At 56.1% G+C, this 20,692-nt stretch carries 18 protein-coding genes; 11 read left to right on the forward strand and 7 right to left on the reverse strand.

The window, feature by feature from the left end; translation table 11 throughout:
* Positions 1-873 precede the first annotated feature (873 nt).
* Both EDB94_RS07610 and EDB94_RS07615 read right to left on the reverse strand, forming a co-directional pair.
* The gene (locus tag EDB94_RS07610; protein ID WP_108017994.1) at positions 874-1,359 is read right to left on the reverse strand and encodes a DUF3592 domain-containing protein; all 486 of its coding nucleotides are present in this window, start codon (positions 1,357-1,359) and stop codon (positions 874-876) included.
* A gap of 296 nt (positions 1,360-1,655) precedes the next feature.
* The gene (locus tag EDB94_RS07615) at positions 1,656-2,108 is read right to left on the reverse strand and encodes a hypothetical protein (protein WP_108017995.1); all 453 of its coding nucleotides are present in this window, start codon (positions 2,106-2,108) and stop codon (positions 1,656-1,658) included.
* A gap of 822 nt (positions 2,109-2,930) precedes the next feature.
* On the opposite strand from EDB94_RS07615, the gene zapE reads away from it, so the two are divergent.
* Both zapE and EDB94_RS07625 read left to right on the forward strand, forming a co-directional pair.
* Entirely contained in the window at positions 2,931-4,415 is a 1,485-nt protein-coding gene (gene zapE, locus EDB94_RS07620; RefSeq protein ID WP_108018542.1) for a cell division protein ZapE, read from the forward strand.
* Positions 4,416-4,529: 114 nt separating this feature from the next.
* Positions 4,530-4,862: a tyrosine-type recombinase/integrase gene (locus tag EDB94_RS07625; protein ID WP_311316506.1), complete on the forward strand. Its 333-nt coding sequence runs from the start codon at positions 4,530-4,532 to the stop codon at positions 4,860-4,862.
* Positions 4,863-4,947: 85 nt separating this feature from the next.
* Here the strand turns inward: EDB94_RS07625 and EDB94_RS07630 are convergent, their stop codons facing one another.
* Positions 4,948-6,576, reverse strand: coding sequence for a GMC family oxidoreductase (locus EDB94_RS07630; RefSeq protein WP_108017996.1), 1,629 nt, complete (start codon positions 6,574-6,576; stop codon positions 4,948-4,950).
* A complete protein-coding gene (locus EDB94_RS07635) occupies positions 6,573-8,549 on the reverse strand; it encodes an alkyl/aryl-sulfatase (RefSeq protein ID WP_181259019.1) in 1,977 nt (658 codons plus the stop codon). Before EDB94_RS07635 ends, EDB94_RS07630 begins: the two co-directional genes overlap by 4 nt.
* Before the next feature lie 144 nt (positions 8,550-8,693).
* Between EDB94_RS07635 and EDB94_RS07640 the strand changes: the two genes are divergently transcribed.
* The 6 genes from EDB94_RS07640 to EDB94_RS07665 all read left to right on the forward strand — a co-directional run bounded on the left by EDB94_RS07640 (position 8,694) and on the right by EDB94_RS07665 (position 14,799).
* Positions 8,694-9,590 (forward strand): LysR family transcriptional regulator, encoded by an 897-nt coding sequence (locus EDB94_RS07640; protein ID WP_108017997.1) that lies wholly within the window; start codon positions 8,694-8,696, stop codon positions 9,588-9,590.
* A gap of 208 nt (positions 9,591-9,798) precedes the next feature.
* Positions 9,799-11,463, forward strand: a complete 1,665-nt coding sequence (locus tag EDB94_RS07645) for an AMP-binding protein (RefSeq protein ID WP_108018544.1) — start codon at positions 9,799-9,801, stop codon at positions 11,461-11,463.
* Between the two features lie 35 nt (positions 11,464-11,498).
* Positions 11,499-12,266 (forward strand): SDR family NAD(P)-dependent oxidoreductase, encoded by a 768-nt coding sequence (locus EDB94_RS07650; RefSeq protein ID WP_062782954.1) that lies wholly within the window; start codon positions 11,499-11,501, stop codon positions 12,264-12,266.
* A 32-nt stretch (positions 12,267-12,298) separates the two neighbouring features.
* Positions 12,299-13,081: an enoyl-CoA hydratase-related protein gene (locus EDB94_RS07655; protein WP_108017998.1), complete on the forward strand. Its 783-nt coding sequence runs from the start codon at positions 12,299-12,301 to the stop codon at positions 13,079-13,081.
* 24 nt (positions 13,082-13,105) lie between these two features.
* Positions 13,106-14,245 carry a cyclohexanecarboxyl-CoA dehydrogenase gene (aliB, locus tag EDB94_RS07660; protein WP_108017999.1) on the forward strand — a complete coding sequence of 380 codons (1,140 nt, stop codon included), beginning with the start codon at positions 13,106-13,108 and terminating at the stop codon, positions 14,243-14,245.
* An 8-nt stretch (positions 14,246-14,253) separates the two neighbouring features.
* Positions 14,254-14,799 (forward strand): MarR family winged helix-turn-helix transcriptional regulator, encoded by a 546-nt coding sequence (locus EDB94_RS07665; RefSeq protein WP_260312536.1) that lies wholly within the window; start codon positions 14,254-14,256, stop codon positions 14,797-14,799.
* Positions 14,800-14,840: 41 nt separating this feature from the next.
* Here EDB94_RS07665 and EDB94_RS07670 read toward each other — a convergent pair whose 3' ends face one another.
* Positions 14,841-15,233 carry a glutaredoxin gene (locus EDB94_RS07670; RefSeq protein WP_062782960.1) on the reverse strand — a complete coding sequence of 131 codons (393 nt, stop codon included), beginning with the start codon at positions 15,231-15,233 and terminating at the stop codon, positions 14,841-14,843.
* Positions 15,234-15,384: 151 nt separating this feature from the next.
* Between EDB94_RS07670 and EDB94_RS07675 the strand changes: the two genes are divergently transcribed.
* On the forward strand, positions 15,385-17,067 hold the full coding sequence (locus EDB94_RS07675) for an FAD-binding oxidoreductase (protein ID WP_260312537.1): 1,683 nt from the start codon (positions 15,385-15,387) through the stop codon (positions 17,065-17,067).
* A 10-nt stretch (positions 17,068-17,077) separates the two neighbouring features.
* On the opposite strand, the gene EDB94_RS07680 is transcribed toward EDB94_RS07675, so the two are convergent.
* Together EDB94_RS07680 and EDB94_RS07685 are read right to left on the reverse strand one after the other, a co-directional pair.
* Positions 17,078-18,208: a putative sulfate/molybdate transporter gene (locus tag EDB94_RS07680; protein WP_108018001.1), complete on the reverse strand. Its 1,131-nt coding sequence runs from the start codon at positions 18,206-18,208 to the stop codon at positions 17,078-17,080.
* A 38-nt stretch (positions 18,209-18,246) separates the two neighbouring features.
* Positions 18,247-19,131 (reverse strand): helix-turn-helix transcriptional regulator, encoded by an 885-nt coding sequence (locus EDB94_RS07685; RefSeq protein ID WP_108018002.1) that lies wholly within the window; start codon positions 19,129-19,131, stop codon positions 18,247-18,249.
* A 118-nt stretch (positions 19,132-19,249) separates the two neighbouring features.
* On the opposite strand from EDB94_RS07685, the gene EDB94_RS07690 reads away from it, so the two are divergent.
* Together EDB94_RS07690 and EDB94_RS07695 are read left to right on the forward strand one after the other, a co-directional pair.
* Positions 19,250-19,948: an ABC transporter permease gene (locus EDB94_RS07690; RefSeq protein WP_053113881.1), complete on the forward strand. Its 699-nt coding sequence runs from the start codon at positions 19,250-19,252 to the stop codon at positions 19,946-19,948.
* A complete protein-coding gene (locus EDB94_RS07695) occupies positions 19,945-20,688 on the forward strand; it encodes an ATP-binding cassette domain-containing protein (RefSeq protein WP_108018003.1) in 744 nt (247 codons plus the stop codon). The genes EDB94_RS07690 and EDB94_RS07695 overlap by 4 nt, the downstream gene beginning before the upstream one ends.
* Positions 20,689-20,692 lie beyond the last annotated feature (4 nt).

Here is a 20,692-nt window from a genome sequence, read left to right on the forward strand (position 1 = left end):
CAATCAATCTCGGTTCAAGCCGCAAAGGACCCAGAAAACCCCGTGGTACATCGCGGTCGAGGCGTTTTCAACCAAACAACTAGTCGTGATTACTGAGGCGCCCAAGACTAGAGACTTACAATAAGTCGCCACCGCTCTAAGTCGCAGCATAAACGACCTCGTTTAAGTGAGAAGCCACTCCGAGGTTGCATTTCTCCGAGCAAGTCACGCTCAACAAAATTTATCGAAACAGGGTGGCAAGAATGAGATTGTTTCTTTAATTCAACGATCTAATTTTCTCCGGATCCTAAAGCGTGTCCGATTTCCAGACACTGAAATCCTGACAATTGTGAACTCCCCGACCTGACAAATTCGGATCCAAATATCCGTTTAGGGTGCCTGGTGGGCAACGATCAAATGTCCTGTTTCCGGACATCGGTTACCTGACAGATATGTGCCACACTTCGGTATTAATTGGCTTAAAATGCTGATACATCGGGGTTTTGTAGGGTTGCGTTTTTTGCTTTAGGCATTTGATCTTTGAGATTTTTCACCGATTTAGACCGGTTGCTGCCTACCTTTGAGGTCGCCCTCCGGAGGCAAAGGTCATAGGTTCGAATCCTATCGGGCGCGCCATTATTTTCAAAGGCTTGCGTGAAAACGCAGGCCTTTTTTATTTGCCTGTGCCCAAATTGTGCCTTGCTGGAGCCCAGTCACTTTAGGCCGCTGCTATATCACTCAGTAAAAAGACCATTGCACGGTTTCCACCTCACCATCTCCAAGGCACAGCCACTCCGCGTTATCTATGAATCCAAAACGCCTTGTTGTCGAAACCTTTGGTCGCAAAGCGGACGTTCAGATCTCAGTTTCAGTTGCCGGCATCATCGGCGAGGTTTAATGATAAGACGCCCCGTAGGCTAGCAGCGGGCCTATCCAAATTGCGAAAGATACGCAAAGTCCGAATTTACCGGGCTTTAACAGTGTGCTTTTCTTCGGGTTGTTCGGGTTATAGAAAATCTTAATTAAGTCCCCGTGCCGATCCACACTTTTGAACTGATGATCGAGAATACCCCTAGCGTTTCGATTGGTGACGAAGATCCAAGGTGAGACACGTTTGCCCTGATACCTTTTGCCATCGACCTCATATTCATAGAGCGCGCTAACAACATATCGAGTATCAGCGTCATATCGATCGCTCCCGCCGAAGGTGCGGGTGCCGCCATCCAGCAATTTGCCTCTGACTGAAGGCCACTGTCGCATTCTCAACTGGCCTATGAGTGAAAGACTCATTATCAAAAAGCAGTAAAGGGCGATGAAAAATACGACACCTTGCTTATCACCGGCTTTAGCCAGCTCCCACATCGAAACGAGGTATTCCACGCTGTTCGCTCTGTTGGTCCAGGATCGATATTTCTATTTTCCATATTTTCTGGAAGGATAAAACGAATTGCTTTTCGTTGCGGTGCGCAAATAATTGACCGCTATTTATTCGTAACCGGCGGTCGCAAAGCAAACATTCAGGTTTTAATTCGAACGCATAAGCTTAAGAGCTCCCTGATTAGGGCGCTCAGTGGCGGCTTACGGCCGGAACGGCGCCTAAGCGACTGGTCAGACGGCTTGGTGGCGAAGCTCTGAGAGAGCGCCGCCAGAACCCCGGCCTGCCGAATTAGCGCCCCCTACTGCTTCAATTCGACCCGGAGGAGCCTGAGCCTCTGCGTAGTACTCAGGTTCTCGACGGAATGAGGAGCCTCCGGATCCTTCCACATCGTCAGCGGCAACGTTAGCGGCCCGCTCATCTCCCGGGAGTCGAAGATGACTTCGCCGTCCGCGTTGCGGTCAATAAAGTGACCTGCCTCCGTGATGTGAAGAACGCTGGGCCAACGGTGATGGTGCAGGTTCTCCAGTTCACCGGGGGCGAGGGTAACTTCGAACACGCGCACTCGCTCGTTTTCCAGGAGCACTGTGTGATTTTCCGGCGCGGCGATGACTGCGTCCAGCTCGGGAGGCCATTCGGTGGGGTCGCCTGTCTGGTAGAGAAGCGGCTGTGCTTCTTGATCTTTTGCACCGACGAAGGGCACAAGAACGAGCATCGTCAGGGTGATTGGGAGTAATAGGTTGAAGTGAGTCATACCATTGCCTCTCGTGAGGTTGGTTGATAGAGGGTGACGGGAGGCCGTACAACCCCTATTCAGGGCGGGGGCCTTTAAGTATGACTCAAGAAGTGGGTTTCTTCCTCCAAATAGGGCAATCGGTCGCAAAGCGGACATTCATACGAAACGGAAAACGGTTAAGCTAGAGGGGAGCAGGTCAAGATAACTGAGAGCGGGCGAACGTCCGCTTGTTCAATTAGCGAAGGTAATAAGAGTTTTTGGTCAGCTTCCGCTTTACGTATCTTGCCGCCCCACAAGCTTACTGACTGGCTCAATTAGACCTTGAGTTCAATTGCGGTCGTTAGGCTCTAGTTTTAAAAGGCGAACAATAGAACTATAGCTGACGATAGAAAATTAGAACTATCAGACTATATTGATAGAAGTATCATCATTTGATTAATCAAACTTGGCCTCAGATAAGTCTTTTTAAATAAAACTTATACTCAAAACAGGTTTGCACATCTTAAGGAGACGCTTGTCTTAAATGCTTACCTACGTGGGAAACGTTGATTAATAGACGAAAAATAGAAGACTTTTCACTCTCTAAATAACATTAAATAGATGTCAATATGGAAAACATGAGGCGTCATGTATTTTAAGTTTAGGAAAAATGACGTTTTATTTTACCTATACTCTGAAGCCTAGGCGTTTTCACATTGCACTAAACAGATTGTCGACTTGAATATCGGCGCCTATGAGCAAATCTTTTGTTAAAAATAGAGGAGGTGTGTCAGGGTTAATTTGATACACATACAGAAATCCAGCGTACCATACCACCATGTTAATAAACCCATCAGTTCCATGATCAAGACTGTGATGAAGAATATGACAGCACAACATCGCGTCGCTTGGCGGTCCTTCCCGCCAGGCCCCGTGACAGCAGCGTATAAACGCATGGTGGATGCGGGGGAGGTGCGACGAGATGACGCGCAGGTCGCTCTGGCGGCAAAATTCGATGCCCTGCACGAGTCTCTTACCTCGCTCCCACCAGTATCAGTACGCAGCGACGAACCGACAGAAAGCAGCTTTAAAAACAGCAGTCCACTGTTACGATTACTGGCGCGATCCTTGGCACACGCTCAGTCTTTTCTTCGAAAGAAGTTCCATTTGTGGTCTTTTGGTCCACCACCGCGAGGCATGTACATTCATGGACCGGTCGGGGTCGGCAAGAGCTTTCTAATGGATCTCTTTTACGCATCGGTTTCTGTTCCTGATGATAATTCTTGCTGTACTAATGACAGCCACAAACACATAAACATAACCAAACGCCGCGTCCACTTTCATGAGTTCATGCTAGACGTCCATCATCGCATCTTTGCCTACAAACAGGAGTACCCACGAGGTGATGCGATTCCCATCATCGCGCAACAATTGGCACAAGAAGCCCAACTCCTCTGTTTCGATGAATTTCAAGTGACAGACGTTGCCGATGCCATGATTTTGAAGCGACTTTTTTCATTATTATTGGATTTGAATGTGGTGGTAGTGGCTACCTCGAATCGCTCTCCCGATGCCTTGTATGAGGGAGGCATCAACCGCTCCCTCTTTTTGCCTTTCATAGACATGTTAAAACACACATTCGACATTATTTCCATGGAGGATTCCAGCAAGGATTATCGACTTGAAAATCGAGCGGATGGTCAATCCTATTTTTGGTCAAACAAGAAAGTTCATAGTGATAATAATAGTAAAAACAACATGCAAGCGCAGTTGGAAAAAATATTTGGTAGCACTGCATCCGGAACTGAGGCCGAGATCATTCCCGTCCTCTTTGGTCGCACCGTCCAGGTGACCCGATTGAATGACCGGTGCGCCTGGTTTGACTTTTCCGAGTTGTGCTACCAACCGCTCGGGGCGGCCGATTATATTTCTCTCTGCCGCCGATTTCCGGTCATCATCATGGAGCGCGTCCCCCAACTGGACGCCAATCACCTCAACGAAGCACGACGATTCGTGACCCTCATTGACGCGTGTTATGAATCTCGCACCCGCTTGGTGCTGGCGGCACAAGTCCCGCTCGACGAGTTGTTTGTTGATTTTGAAGCGCAAGCCGAAAGCAGCGACGGAGATGAAGAATTGATTGTCAATGAAAAGGGAGGAAACTCAAGTTCCTTTGCGACCACCATGATTCGCACCAAAGAGGGAGAATATTATGAGTGGTCGGCGACGGGTCGAATTGGCGTGTCGCTGGCACAATTATCGTCTGCCAATGATCTCGCCTTTTCCTTTCGACGAGCCGCTTCTCGGTTGGTTGAAATGGGAGGAAATGAATGGGGACGGCAATGACTAAAGGTCTTTATCTTGCAAACCTATGTCAGGGCAGTTCATGAATCTGATCTGGCCGATGGATTTGGGCTCACTTCAGTTCCTGCCTCTCTGCACAAAAAGTAGGGGCCCGTAATGAAAGACCTCGGATGGCAATACTTGTTTCCTTCATCAACCCGATGCGTTCATCCAATAGCCGGTTATGTGTGCCGACACCATCTTCACCACTCAACCTATTCGCGGCAATTAAGACAGGCAGTTATAGCCAGTGGCATTAATAAACGAGTCACGGCACATACTTTTCGGCATGCCTTTGCGACAGAGTTATTAAGATCTGAAAGTGATATTCGAACGGTGCAAGAAATACTCGGGCACAGCGATATCAGAACAACTGAAATCTACACGCATATATTGGGTGATCGACGGGCGGGAACCGTGAGTCTTTTTGATCGATTGCCAGGTTCATAATGCGCTTCATTTCGATCGTTTTGGTGGGAAAAAAGCCATCATTTTTGATCGTCGCGAATGTCCGCTTTCGTTTATAAGCTGACAATCAGATATCGCAGCCCTCCGCCGTTTCGAGGATCATGTCAGCAGCCTTTTCGGCAATGACAATCGTAGGCGCGTTGGTATTGCCGCTAATCAGCCGTGGCATGATGGACGCGTCCACCACACGGAGGCCCTCGAGCCCGTGCACCCTGAGTTGTGGGTCCACGACCGCCATCCTGTCAGTTCCCATTTTGCAGGTGCCCACCGGGTGGTATACCAGGCCCACCTTTTTCTTCACCTTTTCGATGATCTGCTCGTCAGACTGGCGATCTGCGCCTGGGTGGAGTTCCTCACCCCGATAATCGTCAAAGGCCTTCGCCGCGAGAATCCGGCGGGCCTGGCGGATACCATCCACCATGACTTTGCAGTCATCGGGATCGGCAAAGAAGTTGTAGTCGATTTCCGGCGCCGCAAACGGATCGGCCGACGTTATGGTTACGGTGCCTGAGCTCTTCGGCCGCAGCACACAGACATGCACTGAATAACCGGGGTTGGACATGAGTTTCAGGTCCCGACCGCTATCATCAAACAGCAGCGGCAGCATGTGGAGCTGAACATCCGGGCGATTAACGCTGTCACTGGATTTGATAAAACCGCCAGCCTCGGTGATGGATTTAGCGAGCTTGCCCCGTTTACTGAGGAAGTATCGGATGGTATCCGGGACCATTTTCAGCAGGCCGCCGAGCGAGGCCGTGAAGCCGTTGTTTTTCCGGCTTGAGACCAGCACACAGGCATCCACGTGCTCCTGGAGGTTCTTGCCCACTCCCGGTAATTCGTGCCGGCACCGGATACCGAGGCTTTCCAGCGCATCGTGATCCCCGATGCCGGAGAGCTGAAGCAACTGTGGTGAATTGATAGCTCCACCACTCAGGATGATCTCCCGGTTCGCATTCAAGACAAGGTCGCTGGCTTTGTGGCGAAGCTCCACTGCAACGGCCCGATTCCCCTCGAGCACCAGTTTTTTGACTCGCGCTTCGGTAAGCACGGTGAGGTTCTGGCGGCTCATCGCGGGCTTCAGGTACGCATCGGCGACACCAAACCGACGGCCGTTTTTGATGTTCAGGTGGAAATACCCCACACCTTCCTGTTCGGCGCCGTTAAAATCACTGCTGTAGTGAAAACCGGTCTGCCGGGCCGCATCAACGAAGGCTCCAGACATCGGATATTCCGCCGTTTCCGGGGCACTGATATAGAGGTTGCCGCCCTTGCCGTGATAAGGGGTTCCGGCCAGTGTCTCGTGGTGTTCCGATTTCAGGAAGTAAGGCAACATCTCGGCATAGCCCCAGCCTTCATTACCCAGAGCCTCCCACTCGTCGTAATCCTCTTTCTGGCCCCGCACATACAACATACCGTTGATTAACGAACTCCCCCCAAGCCCCTTGCCACGAGGGGTAAACAGAGGCTGGCCACCACGCAGTTGCTGGTCGGGTCGGGCGTTGAACGCCCAGTTGTATGTCTTGATGAACATATGGGCAGCAAAAGCGCCCGGCGTCCGGATTGTGAACGAACCCTTGCCGGGCCCGGCCTCCAGCACGCAGACAGAATATCGGCCGTCAGCTGACAGGCGGTCTGCCAGTACACAGCCGGCAGAGCCGGCACCGACGACGATGTAATCAAAGCTGTTGTAGATCATTGCACCGCCACCGGTTCAATGACGGCGAAGTTTGATGGCGGCTGTTCAAGCATTTGCAGCAAGCCAAAGAAGGCCTCCACTGATCCTTCAACCTGGATATCGCCTGCCTGCACCGCCTCCGGGAAACTTGTTTTTTGCAGGAGGATATTGTCCAGAACCGCTCGGGACATACTCACGCTGGCGTGGGCATGCTCGTCCAGCTCCCCCGACCGATGGGTCAGCGTGGCGTTCTGGAGGTTCAGCCGATAATCTTCTCTCTTGTCGGTGATGGACCAGTTGATCACCAGGTGCTTTCCGGCCGCTTTTTCCGGGTCAATCCTTACCCCCATGGCATCAAAAAACATGCTAGTTTCCAGCGCCTGCATCAGGTCTGGCTGCAGCCCCACATGTTTCGGTGTAATCACGCCGTGGCGCAATTCGTGCGCGCCAACAAGGTAGGCACTACGCCAGGTGCCTGCCTCAGCCTGATAGCCAAGCTGCTCGAGAGCGTCCGCCCCGAGTTCGCGCGCTTCACGGTTTTCAGGGTTGGCATACACGAGATGTCGCATTACTGATGCCACCCAGCGATAGTCGCCGTCGGCAAAGTCTGTACGGGCCTTTCGGAGCACTTCCGCCTCGCCGCCCATGTAATCAATGGTGCGTCTCGATTCTTCACGAGGTGGCAAAGGGTTTAGGTTGGCGGGATTGGCGTCATACCAGCCCATGTAGCGCTGATATACACCGCGGGCATTGTGGCTGACGGTTCCGTAATAACCGCGCGCTGACCATTCCTGGTTCAGGCTTTCAGGCACCTGCAGGTTTTCAGCAATATCCCCGGGCAACATGCCACGGTTCATCATACGAACCGTCTGATCATGGATATGTTTGTAAAGGTCCCTTTGAACTTCCAGAAAATGCGTGATGTCTTCCGGGTTCCAGATCGGCCAGTGATGCTGCGCCACCAGAATCTCCGCGCGATCGGCGAAGCGAACCAGCACCTTATCGATAAATTTGGACCAGGAATTGGCGTCCCGAATCGCGGCTCCGCGGATGGTGTAGATGTTATGCAGGTGTTGGCTGGTGATCTCGGCGGTGTTGAGCACCCTGAACTGGGGGAAATACATCATCATCTCAGATTCGGCTTCGGTGCCGTGGGCCATCTGGAACTCAATATCAATGCCATCAATGGTCAGGTTGGCGTTGTCAGGTACCGTATCCGTAGGTGCAATGAGGCTGAGCCCGCCACTACCCAATGCCTTGCCAAGCCCGGTGTCAACATGGCCTCTAACCCCTGGAGGCAAGCCGGCGCCAAACTGGTAGGTGGCACGACGGGTCATCGCATTGCCGGCGATCACGTTCTCTGCAATGGCATGCTCCATGAACCCCTCCGGAGCATAGATCCGCACCTTCCCGGCCCGAACATCCTCCTCATTAACCACACCTTTCACACCCCCGAAATGATCCGCATGGTTGTGTGTATAAAGCACGGCCACAACGGGCTTCTTGCTTCGGTGCTGGTAATAGAGTTCAAGACCGGCGCGGGCCGTGGCAGGCGTAAGCAGGGGATCAATAACGATCAGGCCGCTGTCGCCCTCGATGATGGTCATATTGGACAGATCCATGTTGCGGACCTGGTACATGCCATCCACCACCTCGAACAGCCCATGGATTGCGTTCAACTGCGCCATGCGCCACAGGCTTGGGTTAACGGAATCCGGCGCTGAATCACCATTGAGGAAGGCATAGGGCTCCATGTCCCAGGCCACATGCCCCTCTTCGTCCACTACCCGACCATTCGGTAGCGCACCCACGAAACCACGACGCGCATCCTCAAATGATCGCGTGTCAGCAAACGGCAGCTCGTTAAGGACTGCCTGGTTAACCTTTGCTGTCACCGCAGTTGCCGGCTTGGAGGTTTCGGCCTGAGCGATCGCCGGGAACAGCAAACCGGCACCTAACGCTGCCAGCATGGCCTTCTTGAATAGGGGTAGCATGCGGAATCTCCTCTTTTTGGCGGCACCTGGGTTTTGTTGGTTTTGAATCGTGCGCCACGTAACTGCAGTCTGAAGCGAGGTGTTCCGTTCATCCAATGCAATGTTTCTTGACTTAACATGCGCAAAACGCATAGATATAGTGCCATGGACACACGACACATCCGGCACTTCATGGCGTTGGTTGAGTGCGGCAGTTTTGCTCGCGCCTCTGAGGTCGTGCACCTGTCTCAACCGGCGTTAAGCCGCAGCATCCAGGAACTAGAACGCCAACTCGGGGCAAGACTGTTCGATCGGGGGCGCTTCGGAGTGGTTTTAACCGCGCATGGGCGGGCCGCTCTGCCTCATGTCCGGGGCCTGCTGGCCGCGGCAGAATCTTTAAGGCAGGAAGTCGAGGCCATCGACGAGCTTGAGACAGGCGAATTGAGTATCGGAACTGGCCCCTATCCGGCGCTGGCCCTGATGGATAAGGTTTGTGCCCGGTTTGTGGATCAATACCCGGGAATCCGCCTCAACATTCGAACAGATAACTGGCAGGACTTGCGCCTTGCGCTGCTGGATCATGAGATAGAGCTGTTTGTGGCCGATACCGGCGAATTGTCTGGCGATCCGGACCTGGACATTACCCATTTGCGGCAGCCCGAGGTTGTTGTGTTTTGTCGTCATGATCACCCGTTGGCCCGGGAAAAAGGGGTCGTTTGGGGAGATTTGCTCGATTACCCCCTGGCCATGACCCGTGTTCCTGAAGATATGGAACGAAATATCCAGGCCATGAGCGCGCAACAAGGCGGGCTTAAACGGAGAATAGAGTGCGACAATATTGCCATGCTCGCGGCCATTGTTACCGGCAGCAAGGCCATCAGTATTGCGCCCAGACCGATCGTGGCTGACTTGCTTGAAAGCGGAAAGGTGACAACCGTTTCTGTAACCGGGATTGAAACTCTTCGGACCCGTTATGGTGTCTTGCAACGCTGCGGGAGACCGCTTTCACCGGCGGCAGGTAAATTGCGCGCCTTGATTCTGGAATTCGCAAATCTTCAATGAACTACCATCGCGGCATCCGTCGTCCTGTCTAACGTATTGAACACCTGAGAATAACTGGCAAAGGAAATGGCCATCGCTTTGCACTTTTAAAGCAACATGTTGACATATTATTTTGGCGAGGCGTATTGTGAAGCTAATGAGGCTGGACCAGATTTCAGCTTCAGCCAGGCCTTTTAATAACAAAAACCGGAACGAACAGGTGAAAAAGATGGATACAGGCATCACTCTTAATCCGGAACGCCGTGCCGCGATGATCAAAAGCGGCGCGTGGAACGACAAGATCATTACCGACTACTTCGACCAGGCGGTCGCCAGCACCCCGGACAGGGAAGCCATCGTCGGTTACCAGGTCACCAGCGACACCCGCACCGCCCTCACCTATCGGGAACTCAATGACAAAGTCACTCGCATGGCAGCGGGCCTGGCGGCTATGGGCATCGGAAAGGGGGAAGTGGTGGCCTGCCAGTTACCCAACTGGTGGCAGACCACGGCCCTGCATCTGGCCTGCATGCGCATCGGCGCCATCCTGAATCCGCTCATGCCCATTTTCCGTGAGCGTGAGCTCCGCTTTATGCTCAAGCATGGCGAAGCCAAACTGCTGGTGATTCCAAAGGTCTTCCGGGACTTTGACTACGAGGCGATGGTTGACGGTATTCGCGGGGAGTTGCCGGCCCTGGAAACTCTGCTGGTCATCGGCGGAGAAGGTGAACGCAGCTTCGAACAACGCCTGATGGAGACGCCCTGGGAAGAACAGCAGGACATCGCAAGCCTGTTCGCAGAACGCCAACTCAACGCTGATGATGCGATCCAGATCCTCTACACCTCTGGCACCACCGGTGAGCCCAAAGGCGTAATGCATACCTCCAACACGCTGTTTTCCAATGTTCGACCCTACGCCGACCGCTTGCACCTGACTTCCGATGACAAGGTACTGATGGCCTCCCCCCTGGCCCACCAGACGGGCTTCATGTACGGCATCATGATGCCCGTCTATCTGGGCACCACTGCCATCCTGCAGGACATCTGGGACGCGGACTATGTCTGCAAGGTGATTGGTGCCGAAAAGCCGGCCTTCACCATGGCCGCCACTCCGTTCCTGGCCGACCTTGTGAAGACCGCGCCAAAGCACGAGGGTGAACTGGACTCCCTACGGATCTTCGTCTCCGCCGGCGCACCGATCCCCAGCGCCGTGGTTGAGCAGGCCGGCAAGGTACTGAAGGCAAAGATTGTCTCCGCCTGGGGCATGACCGAAAACGGCGCTGTCACCATGACCTGCCCGGAGGATCCAGCCGAGCGGGCCAGCCAGTCCGACGGAAAGGCCATGCCCTTCATGGAAGTGAAGGTCACCGATTTCCAGGGCAACGAACTGCCTGCCGGTGAAGAAGGCAGCCTGCTGGTTCGCGGCTCCAGCCTGTTTGTCGGTTATCTAAAGCGCCCCGAACTCTATGGCGTGGACGAATCCGGCTGGTTCAACACCGGCGACCTCGCTCGAATGGATCAAGACGGCTACATCCGCATCACCGGCCGAACCAAGGACGTGGTGATTCGAGGCGGTGAGAACATTCCCGTAGTGGAGGTAGAGAACCTGCTCTACAAGTTCCCGGGCATTGTCGATGTCGCCCTGGTTGGTTGCCCGGACGAACGCCTGGGTGAGCGCCTGTGCGCCTATGTCACCCTGGATGAGAACGCCACCGACCTGACCCTGGAACAGGTCAAGACCTACCTGACCGAGCAGCAATTGTCCAAAAACTACCTGCCTGAATACCTGGAAGTGATTGAGGCCATGCCTCGCACGGCCTCCGGAAAGATCCAGAAATTCAAACTGCGCGAGCAGGCCAGAAACGTTCGCCTGGAACCCAACAAACACCATTAATCCCATTGATCTCACAACAACAGGAGCAAGTCATCATGAGAGGCCTCGAGGGAAAAACAGTCATCGTGACCGGTGGCGGTGGCGGCATTGGTCGTGCCGTGTGCCTGCGTTTTGCTGAGGAAGGCAGCCTGGTGGCGGTGCTGGACCGTGACGAAAGCACCGCCCGGGCCACGGCAGACCTGATCACCGAAGCTGGAGGCCGGGCAAAAGCTTACGCCGCCGACATCACCGATTACGTCATGATCACTGACACCGTGGCCGCCATCGAAAGCGATCTGGGCGTACCCACCGTGCTGGTCAACAACGCCGGTTTCGACCGCTTTATGCCATTCCTGAAGACCGAGCCGAAACTCTGGGACCAGCTGATCGCTGTGAACCTCACCGGCGCCCTGAACATGCACCATGTCGTGCTGCCAAGAATGATTGCTGCCGGCGGCGGCAAGGTGATCAACGTCGCCTCCGACGCAGCCCGCGTGGGCTCATCCGGAGAATCCGTCTACGCCGCCTGCAAGGCCGGCCTGGTGGGCTTCAGCAAGACCGTGGCCCGGGAACTGGCCACCAAGAACGTGTGCCTGAACGTGGTCTGCCCCGGCCCCACCGACACCGCCCTGCTCAAGGGCGTGGCAGAAACCGCCCCAAATCCGGAGAAGTTGCTGGAAGCCTTCCGCAACGCGGTGCCCATGAAGCGCCTGGCCCAACCGGAGGACTACCCCGGCCTCATCGCCCTGCTCGCCAGTGACGATGCCAACTTCATCACTGGCCAGGTGATCAGCGTATCCGGCGGCCTGACCATGGCCGGCTGAGCAAACAGTCAAACGATTCAGGAGAACGGACCATGACTTACGAAGACATCCTGTACGACGAAAACAACGGCGTCGCCACCATCACCATCAACCGGCCGGACCGCTACAACGCCTTCCGGGGACAGACCTGCATGGAACTGCTGGACGCGTTTAACCGCGCCGGCTGGAACAAGGACATCGGCGTCATCGTGTTCACGGGCGCCGGTGAAAAGGCGTTCTGCACCGGCGGTGACCAAGGCGCACATGAGGGCCAGTACGACGGCCGTGGCCTGATCGGCCTGCCGGTGGAAGAGCTTCAGCGCACCATTCGCGAAGTGCCAAAACCGGTGATCGCCCGGGTCAATGGCTTCGCCATCGGGGGCGGCCATGTGCTGCACGTGATCTGTGATCTGAGCATTGCCTCGGAAACCGCCATCTTCGGCCAGGTCGGCCCCAAAGTTGGCTCAGTGGACCCCGGCTTTGGCACCGCGTACCTGGCCCGGGTCGTGGGCGAGAAACGGGCCCGGGAGATCTGGTACCTGTGCCGCAAGTATTCCGCTCAGCAGGCGCTGGAGTGGGGCCTGGTCAACGCCGTGGTTCCGCCGGAGCAACTGGACGAAGAAGTGCAGAAGTGGTGCGAGGAAATCCTGGAAAAAAGCCCAACGGCCATTTCCATCGCCAAGCGCTCTTTCAATGCCGACAGCGACAACATTGCCGGTATAGGCGCCCTCGGCATGCAGGCCCTGAGCCTCTACTACGACACCGACGAGTCCAAAGAAGGCGTGAAAGCCTTCCTGGAAAAGCGCAAGCCGGAATTCCGCAAGTACTACAAGTAACGGCCAGATAGCCCGGAGAGCATCATGAATTTCGGTTTCAATGAAGAACAGAACGCGATTCGCGAGGTTGTGGCCCGTTTCAGTGCCGAGGTTCTGGCTCCGGGCTATCGCAAGCGAGACCAGGAAGGGATTATCGGAAAGGACGTCATCCGCCAGCTCGGCGAGATGGGACTGCTCGGTGGCGAGCTACCGGAGGAATTCGGCGGCAGCGGCATGGATTGTGTTACCAGCGGCCTGATCATCGAGGAGATCTCAAAAGGGGATTTCAACGTTGGCTACATTCCCCTGCTGACCTCCCTCAACGGCCAGATCATCGCCAGCCACGCCGCGCCGGACCTTGCCAAAGAATGGTTGCACGGTATGACCAGCGGCCAGAAAGTAGCCTGTATCGCGCTGACCGAACCGCACGGGGGCTCAGATGCTGCAAACCTGCGCTTGAAAGCGGAGAAAAAGGCCGACGTTTACGTGCTCAATGGCGAAAAAACCTCCATCTCCATGGCTGACCAGGCCGATGTGGCGGTGGTGTTTGCCCGCACCGGCACGGTGGAACAGCGCGCTTCCGGCATCAGCGCGTTTCTGGTTCCGATGGACAGCCCGGGCATTACCACAACCCGCTTCGAAGACAACGGCCAGCGCGCTATCGGCCGCGGCTCCATCTTCTTCGATAACGTGGAAGTTCACGCCAGCCAGATGATGGGCGACGAGGGCAAAGGCTTCAAACAGGTGATGCAGGGCTTCGATTACAGCCGCGCCCTGATCGGCCTGCAATGCCTGGCGGTGGCCCAGCAGTCCCTGGATGAAACCTGGCAGTGGCTGACCGAGCGCACCGCCTTCGGCCAGAACCTGTCTGCATTCCAGGGTCTGACCCACCCCCTGGCCGAATACCAGACCTATGTTCATGCGGCCCGCATGCAGTGCTACCATGCGCTCTGGCTCAAGGACAACAATCGGCCCCACAACGCAGAAGCAGCCATGAACAAGTGGTGGGGGCCAAAACTCGCCTTCGATGTGGTCAAACAGTGCCTGCTGGCCCATGGCCATACCGGATGGGGTGAGGATCTGCCTTTCGCCCAACGGTTGCGGGATGTTCTGGGCCTTCAGATAGGTGACGGTACCGCGCAGATCATGAAAAACATTATCGCCCGCGAATACCTGCCAAAGTGACGCGTCCCATGCCTTCCGTGATTCAGGACGCCGAAAACCGCCCTCAACGGTTCAACCGCCAGCGGGGCATTACAGGAGTGCAGATGATCGTCAATGAATCCGGAGGCATACCCAACCGCCTGTTTTTCCGCCTGTTCCAGACCGGAAACATTCTCCAGCGCCAGGTCCAGAATGAAATGGGCATCAGCGCCGTGCAATGGGCGGTTCTTGGCGCACTGTCGCGAGAAGGCTTCGAAGACGGCACATCATTCAATCAACTGAAAGAGTACCTCTACGTCAGTCGACAAAACCTCGACGGCGTGCTCAAACGAATGGAACGGGACGGGCATGTCGTCCGGATACCGGACCCCCAGGATCGCCGAGCCAGACTGGTCGTTCTGACCGAGTCTGGTCGGCTTTTCTGGGACCGGCTGCAAGACTCGATTGCCGAGTTCTACAGACAGGCCATGCAAGGGATGAGTTTTGATGACGGTGTCAGCCTGCTTCACCTTCTGAAAAAGCTTCAGCATGAGCTTATCGACATTTCACTGGAGTCGACCATTCCGGAGAAATGATGCTGAGTGGCTGACCAGGCCCACTCCATCAATAAACGCACTCAGGCCGGCTCAAACCGCTCCTGCAACCATGCCTTGATCTCACCAGACTCGTACAACCAACGTTCACTGCCATCCTCATGCCGAATCTTCAGGCAGGGCACTTTGACACGACCACCACCGGCTTCCAAGGCCGCACGATGCTCCGGGTCATGCTGGGCGTCGCGGGTTTCGATGTTGAGACCCAGCCTGGCAATTTCCTTTCTTACCTTGATACAGAACGGGCAAGCCTTGAACTGGTAAAGGGCGAGATCCTTGCTGGCTTCATCGACACGGGCCTGCTCTTCAGCGCTTCGATTCACGCTCTCTGGCGTGCTGAGCTTTTCGCTGAGTAGCATAAAGGGCGTCAGTACCAGGCGCAGGGTGCGGAAAAAATAACGAATAATAACTTTCATGGGTAAGGCTCGAACTCCTCATTAAAGGTGGCCTGAAGGATAGCGGCATTCAGGATTTATTTGCGTGTCTGATAGCGGTGTACGAGGATATCATTTCAAAGGATGAAGTGTTCAGAGTAACGGGGCAGCCCCTTCACAGATGGAGAACCAGATGCCTGAATCCGGCACCAAGTCACTTCGCAAACCCCTGCGGTTCTGGGGCTGGGGCTATGAGGACGAGGATCTGCACCCGGACGAACATGCCATGATCGAAACGGTCACGAAAATGTTTGTACCGGAAGGTCTGGTGGAGATTGAGCCACCAGCGGTTGAAGACTTCGAGCTTCCCGCGTCCCGATTACCAACGATTCCCGAGCATCTGTCAGACATTATTTCCACGACGCCCTACGACCGTCTGGTGCACAGCTACGGAAAGTCCTACGCCGATATGGCCCGGATGCTGATGCGGCAAGTAAATAATCCGCCCGACGCCGTTGCCTTTCCCAAAACCGAAGACGACATCCAGCAACTGTTCAGCTATGCGGCCGCAAACAACATTGCACTCATCCCCTTTGGTGGCGGCACCAGCGTCTGTGGCGGCGTCGAGCCCGATGTTGGCGACAGCTACCGGGCGACCATCAGCGTTGATATGGAGAACCTGGACCGGATTCTGGAGATCGATCCGGTCAGCCGCCGGGCACGGATTCAGGCTGGTATCAAAGGCCCGAATCTTGAGCGGCAGTTGAAACAGCACGGATTGACGCTGCGCCATTATCCGCAGAGCTTTCCCTTTGTGAGCCTGGGAGGCATGCTCGCCACACGGGCTGGCGGGCACTTTGCGACCGTTTACACCCACATTGAAGACATGGTGGAAGCAACCAGGCTGATCACGCCCAAAGGCATTATCGAGACCCGGGCCTTGCCCGGCTCAGGCGCCGGTCCCTCGGCAGATCGCATGGTCTGTGGTTCGGAGGGCACCCTGGGCATCATTACCGAGGCAACTATGCGACTGCAGCACCGTCCCAACTGGAGAGCCACGGCCTCGGTGCGGTTTGACGGTTTCATGAAAGGCGTCGATGCGGTCCGGCAAATTGCGCAATCGGGCTTGTTTCCATCCAACTGCCGCCTGCTCGATGAAGCCGAAGTGATCATCAACCGGATTGCTGACAGGCCTTGCGCCGTGCTGGTTCTTGGCTTCGAATCCGCAGACCATCCCCAAGACCAGAAAATCGAAAGGGCCGTTGCTATTGCCGAGGAGCATGGCGGCGTCCTGCAAAAAGATGGCATTTCCTATAACCCGGATCATTCAGAGAAAGGGGCCAGCGAGGCCGAGTCGTGGCGTAATGCCTTTATTCGCATGCCCTACTGGCGTAACCGCCTGACAGCCATGGGCATGATCGCCGACACCTTTGAAACCGCGATTACCTGGGACAAGTTCCCGGAGCTCTACAAGGCGGTTAAATCCACCATGGAGACCGCGCTTCGGGAGATCACGCAACGTCCGTTTTCATTTTCCTGCCGTTTTACTCACGTTTGCCCGGACGGTCCCGCACCCTATTTCACTTTTTATTGCGTGGGCGACACCACCGGCGATCTGGGCAAAGCCCTGGAAAAGTGGAAACAGCTCAAGCGCATCTCCATGGAAGTGCTGGCCGAGCATGGCGCTACCGTTACACATCACCACGCCGTTGGCCGGGACCATCGCTTTGGCTATGAGCAGCAGACATCACCGCTGTTTCGTCAGACCCTGGCGGCGGGCAAGCACTTCCTGGATCCTCAGGGCATCCTGAATCCGGGCGCTTTGTTTGATCCGCAGGATAAGAACGTTGGCATTCGGGGGGTATTAGGAGACTGAGGCAACTCTCTCAGTCCTGATGCACACTGTTGAAACGTCCCCGCAACCAGGCAGTCCGGAACGTCTCCGCCGCCACCCCGGCCAGGAATCCGAAAAACGGCTCGGCCCAGAAGGTAATCAGTGCGGTGATTCCGATCACCGGCCAGCAGGATGGTTTCGCGGTCCAGAGACGCCTGGTGAGGACAAGCTCAACAGCTGCGACCATGAGCAAGGCGCCGAGACCGGCCGCGGGTACAGCAGCGATAAACGACAACCCGCCGGGTACGATTGCCACCAGAAGCAAACCCACGCCCAGCAGGACCGGCGCAAGGCCGGTACGGGCACCGAAGCGATAGTGTGCAGCAACACCGCCAGCACCATGACACATGGGCAAGGCACCGAACGGAACCAGGCACAGGTTGGCCAGGCCGGTTGTAACGGAAAGACGCGCAGGCGAGACCCGGGACTGGTCGCCGAAATAATCCCCGACCACCAGGGCCGTCAGAACGATCGCGTTGGTGATGGTCAGCGCCAGTTGTGGCAGCACCAGGATGGAAAATCCCTGCTGCCAGTCATCCATTGAGGGCAGCTCCGGCATCGAGAAAATCGCCGGATCGGCCGGTAGCGGTAGCCCGGGGGAGCCCAGCAGCGCCCCGAGAACCATCGCCACGGCAAGACCAAGCAATGCCGCAGGCCAACTGGGGAAAAGTTTCAGGGTGACGGCCAGCAACGCAAGGACCAAGAGCCCCAACGGCAAAGAGGTAGTCATCAGTTCCAGGCTCATGCTGGCCAACAACAACCCCAGCCCCAACTGCAGGCCGCTCAACACCGACCCCGGTACCAGGCGTGCAGCCCGGTTGATCCACCCGGTTGAACCGAGAATCAGAAGAATCGCGCCGATCAGAACACCACTGGCAACGAGGCTCTGGGCGCTGACCTGGGTGGTAAGAAGAAGCGCGGCCACCGCTTTCATGGGTTGCACAGGCACCGGCAGTCGATAATACAGACCGGTGGCGATATAGAAGAGGGCAAAGCCCAGCAGAACCGGTACCGGCGCCAGACCGGCCACGCCAATGGCACCGAGGCTCAGTGGCAGCAGGGTACCAATGTCACCCAAAGCGCCGCTGAACTCTTTGACAGTTCTGTTTCCGATTGACCCCATGCAGGCCCCTGCTTGATCTGCCTGTTTATTATTTTTGCTCAGGCGTTGTACACAACGTTTCCAAGCTCACTGATATTATAACCACCCAATGCCTCCGCTCGCTGAACAAATCGGTCACTGCGGGCAAAAGCCATCAATCGCTGCATGGCGGGTTCGAAGTAATGACGCCGGCGCATGGCCAGGTCAAAATGCTCCTGCTGCAGCGGGATAAACGCCAGGCCCTGCCGCCTTGCCGCCGCTTCTATACCTATGCCCACGTCCGCCTCCCCCTGGCGAATGGCGAGGGCCAGATCATCCTCGCTGAGTGAAGGATGCTCGGCCCAGGTCAGCTGACTGCCCTCGATACGATGGCGGGCAAGCAGGCTCTGCAACAGATGACTGACACCGGCATCCGGCTGTCGATGGGCCAGGCGAAGACCGGGCCGCGCGATATCCTCCAGTTGCGTCAGTTTGTGGGGATTGCCCGGCGCCAGGAGCAGGCCCTGCTGTCGCTTGGCCCAACGAATCAGCACCAGGTCTCGCATCCCGGTCAAACCCAGGGTTGCCGGATCGTTATAACGCTCGCTCTCGGCGTGCCAGATATGCATACCCGCGAGCATGGCCCGACCATCGACCAGCCGCTGCACCCCATCACCGCTTCCCTGGCACAACATGGCCAGCTCTGCGTTGCTCTCCTTTACCGCCCATTCGAGCAGCGGGTCCTGACTACCCACCAGCACCGGCGGGGTTGGCGCACTGATCGCGTCGTCCCCTTCCAGATGGTTCATCAGCCACAAATCAATACGCTGGCGTGGGAACAATAGCTTTCCGGTAATTCGCACACAGGGAATGACACCCTGGCTGACCAGATCGTAGACCTTGCGTTCTTTCAGGCGCAGATACTCGGCGGCCTCGGCCGTAGTGAGATAGGTGGGAAGGGACATCGGTTTCTCCGGCGGATCGGGCAAAAGCACCAGACTGTTTTTGGCTGCATATTTTTCAGAAGGCTGTGCAAAGCGTAGTTAAAAACGCCACGATGCTCAACACTAAGGAGACGCTGCTGTGGAAGATAATGCGTTTTACGTAGCTTTGTCGCTACTGGTGAATCTCGACGCCTCGCTGTACCAGATCGTGGTGCTTTCGCTGCAGGTTTCGCTTCTGGCAGTCCTGATAGCGGCAACGCTGGGTTTTCCGCTCGGTGCGGCAGTCGCGTTATGGCAGTTCCCCGGGCGCGGCGGGGTAATTGTGGCGCTGAATGCGCTCATGGGATTACCTCCGGTTGTGGCCGGGCTTGGCGTTTACCTTCTGCTGTCGCGGGCCGGGCCTCTCGGGGAGCTGGGGCTTCTGTTCACGCCCGGCGCCATGGTGATTGCGCAGGTGATTCTGGTATTGCCCATTCTCGCTGCGCTTTCCCGGCAAAAAGTGGAGGAGTTGCTTGGTGAATACCGGGAACAGTTTGTCTCTCTGGGCATGTCCAGGGCGCGCATGATGCCCACCCTGCTGTGGGATGCCCGCTTCGCCCTGCTGACCGTTCTGCTCGCAGGGTTCGGGCGGGCCAGCGCCGAAGTAGGCGCCGTGATGATGGTTGGCGGCAACATTGATGGTGTAACGCGGGTCATGACCACAGCCATCGTGCTGGAAACAAGCAAGGGCGCCCTGCCCCTGGCGCTGGGTCTGGGCATCGTGCTCCTGACCCTGGTTATGGCCATCAACGCAACGGCCTACATTCTGAGTGAAATGGCAAAAAGGCGCATGGGATGACTTCGTTGAACGTGCCTCTCAACAATTCGATCGAGCTCAGCGCACCCCCTTCGCTGCGTTTTGAAAACGTTGAGTTCAACCCTTTCGGGCACCGGCTTTTTGGTCCCTGCTCGTTCACGCTCGATGGCCCCGGCCCCACGCTGGTAATGGGCCCCAATGGCGCCGGCAAGAGCCTCATGCTGCGACTGGCGCACGGCCTGCTCACACCAACGGAGGGCGCCGTGAGCTGGTCAGGCGCCAGCGCGCCCCGCCAGGCCATGGTTTTCCAGACGCCAATTCTTTTGCGCCGTTCGGCGCTGGCCAACCTCCGGCACGCACTTGCGGTCAACAACGTGCCACGCAAGCTGCGCACAGAGCTGGCTCTCGAAGCCCTGGCCCGGTTTGGCCTCTCCTCCTGCGCCGACACGCCTGCGCGGGTGCTGTCCGGCGGCGAGAAACAACGCCTGGCACTGGCACGTGCCTGGTCGCTTTCACCGGCAGTGCTGTTTCTGGATGAACCCACCTCCGCACTGGATCCTGCCGCGATTAAGGCCGTAGAACTCGCCGTACAGGAATTTCACAAGCAGGGTACACGCGTCGTAATGACCACTCACGATCTCCACCAGGCCCGGCGACTGGCCGGCGATGTCCTGTTTCTTTCTGAAGGCAAGGTACAGGAGCACACACCCGCGGACATATTTTTCCGTGCCCCGGTCTCGCGGCAGGCACAGGCCTACCTCAATGGCGAGCTCGTAGCCTGATACA

Origin of the sequence: Marinobacter sp. 3-2 (assembly GCF_003751355.1) — a bacterium.
Lineage (GTDB): Bacteria > Pseudomonadota > Gammaproteobacteria > Pseudomonadales > Oleiphilaceae > Marinobacter > Marinobacter adhaerens.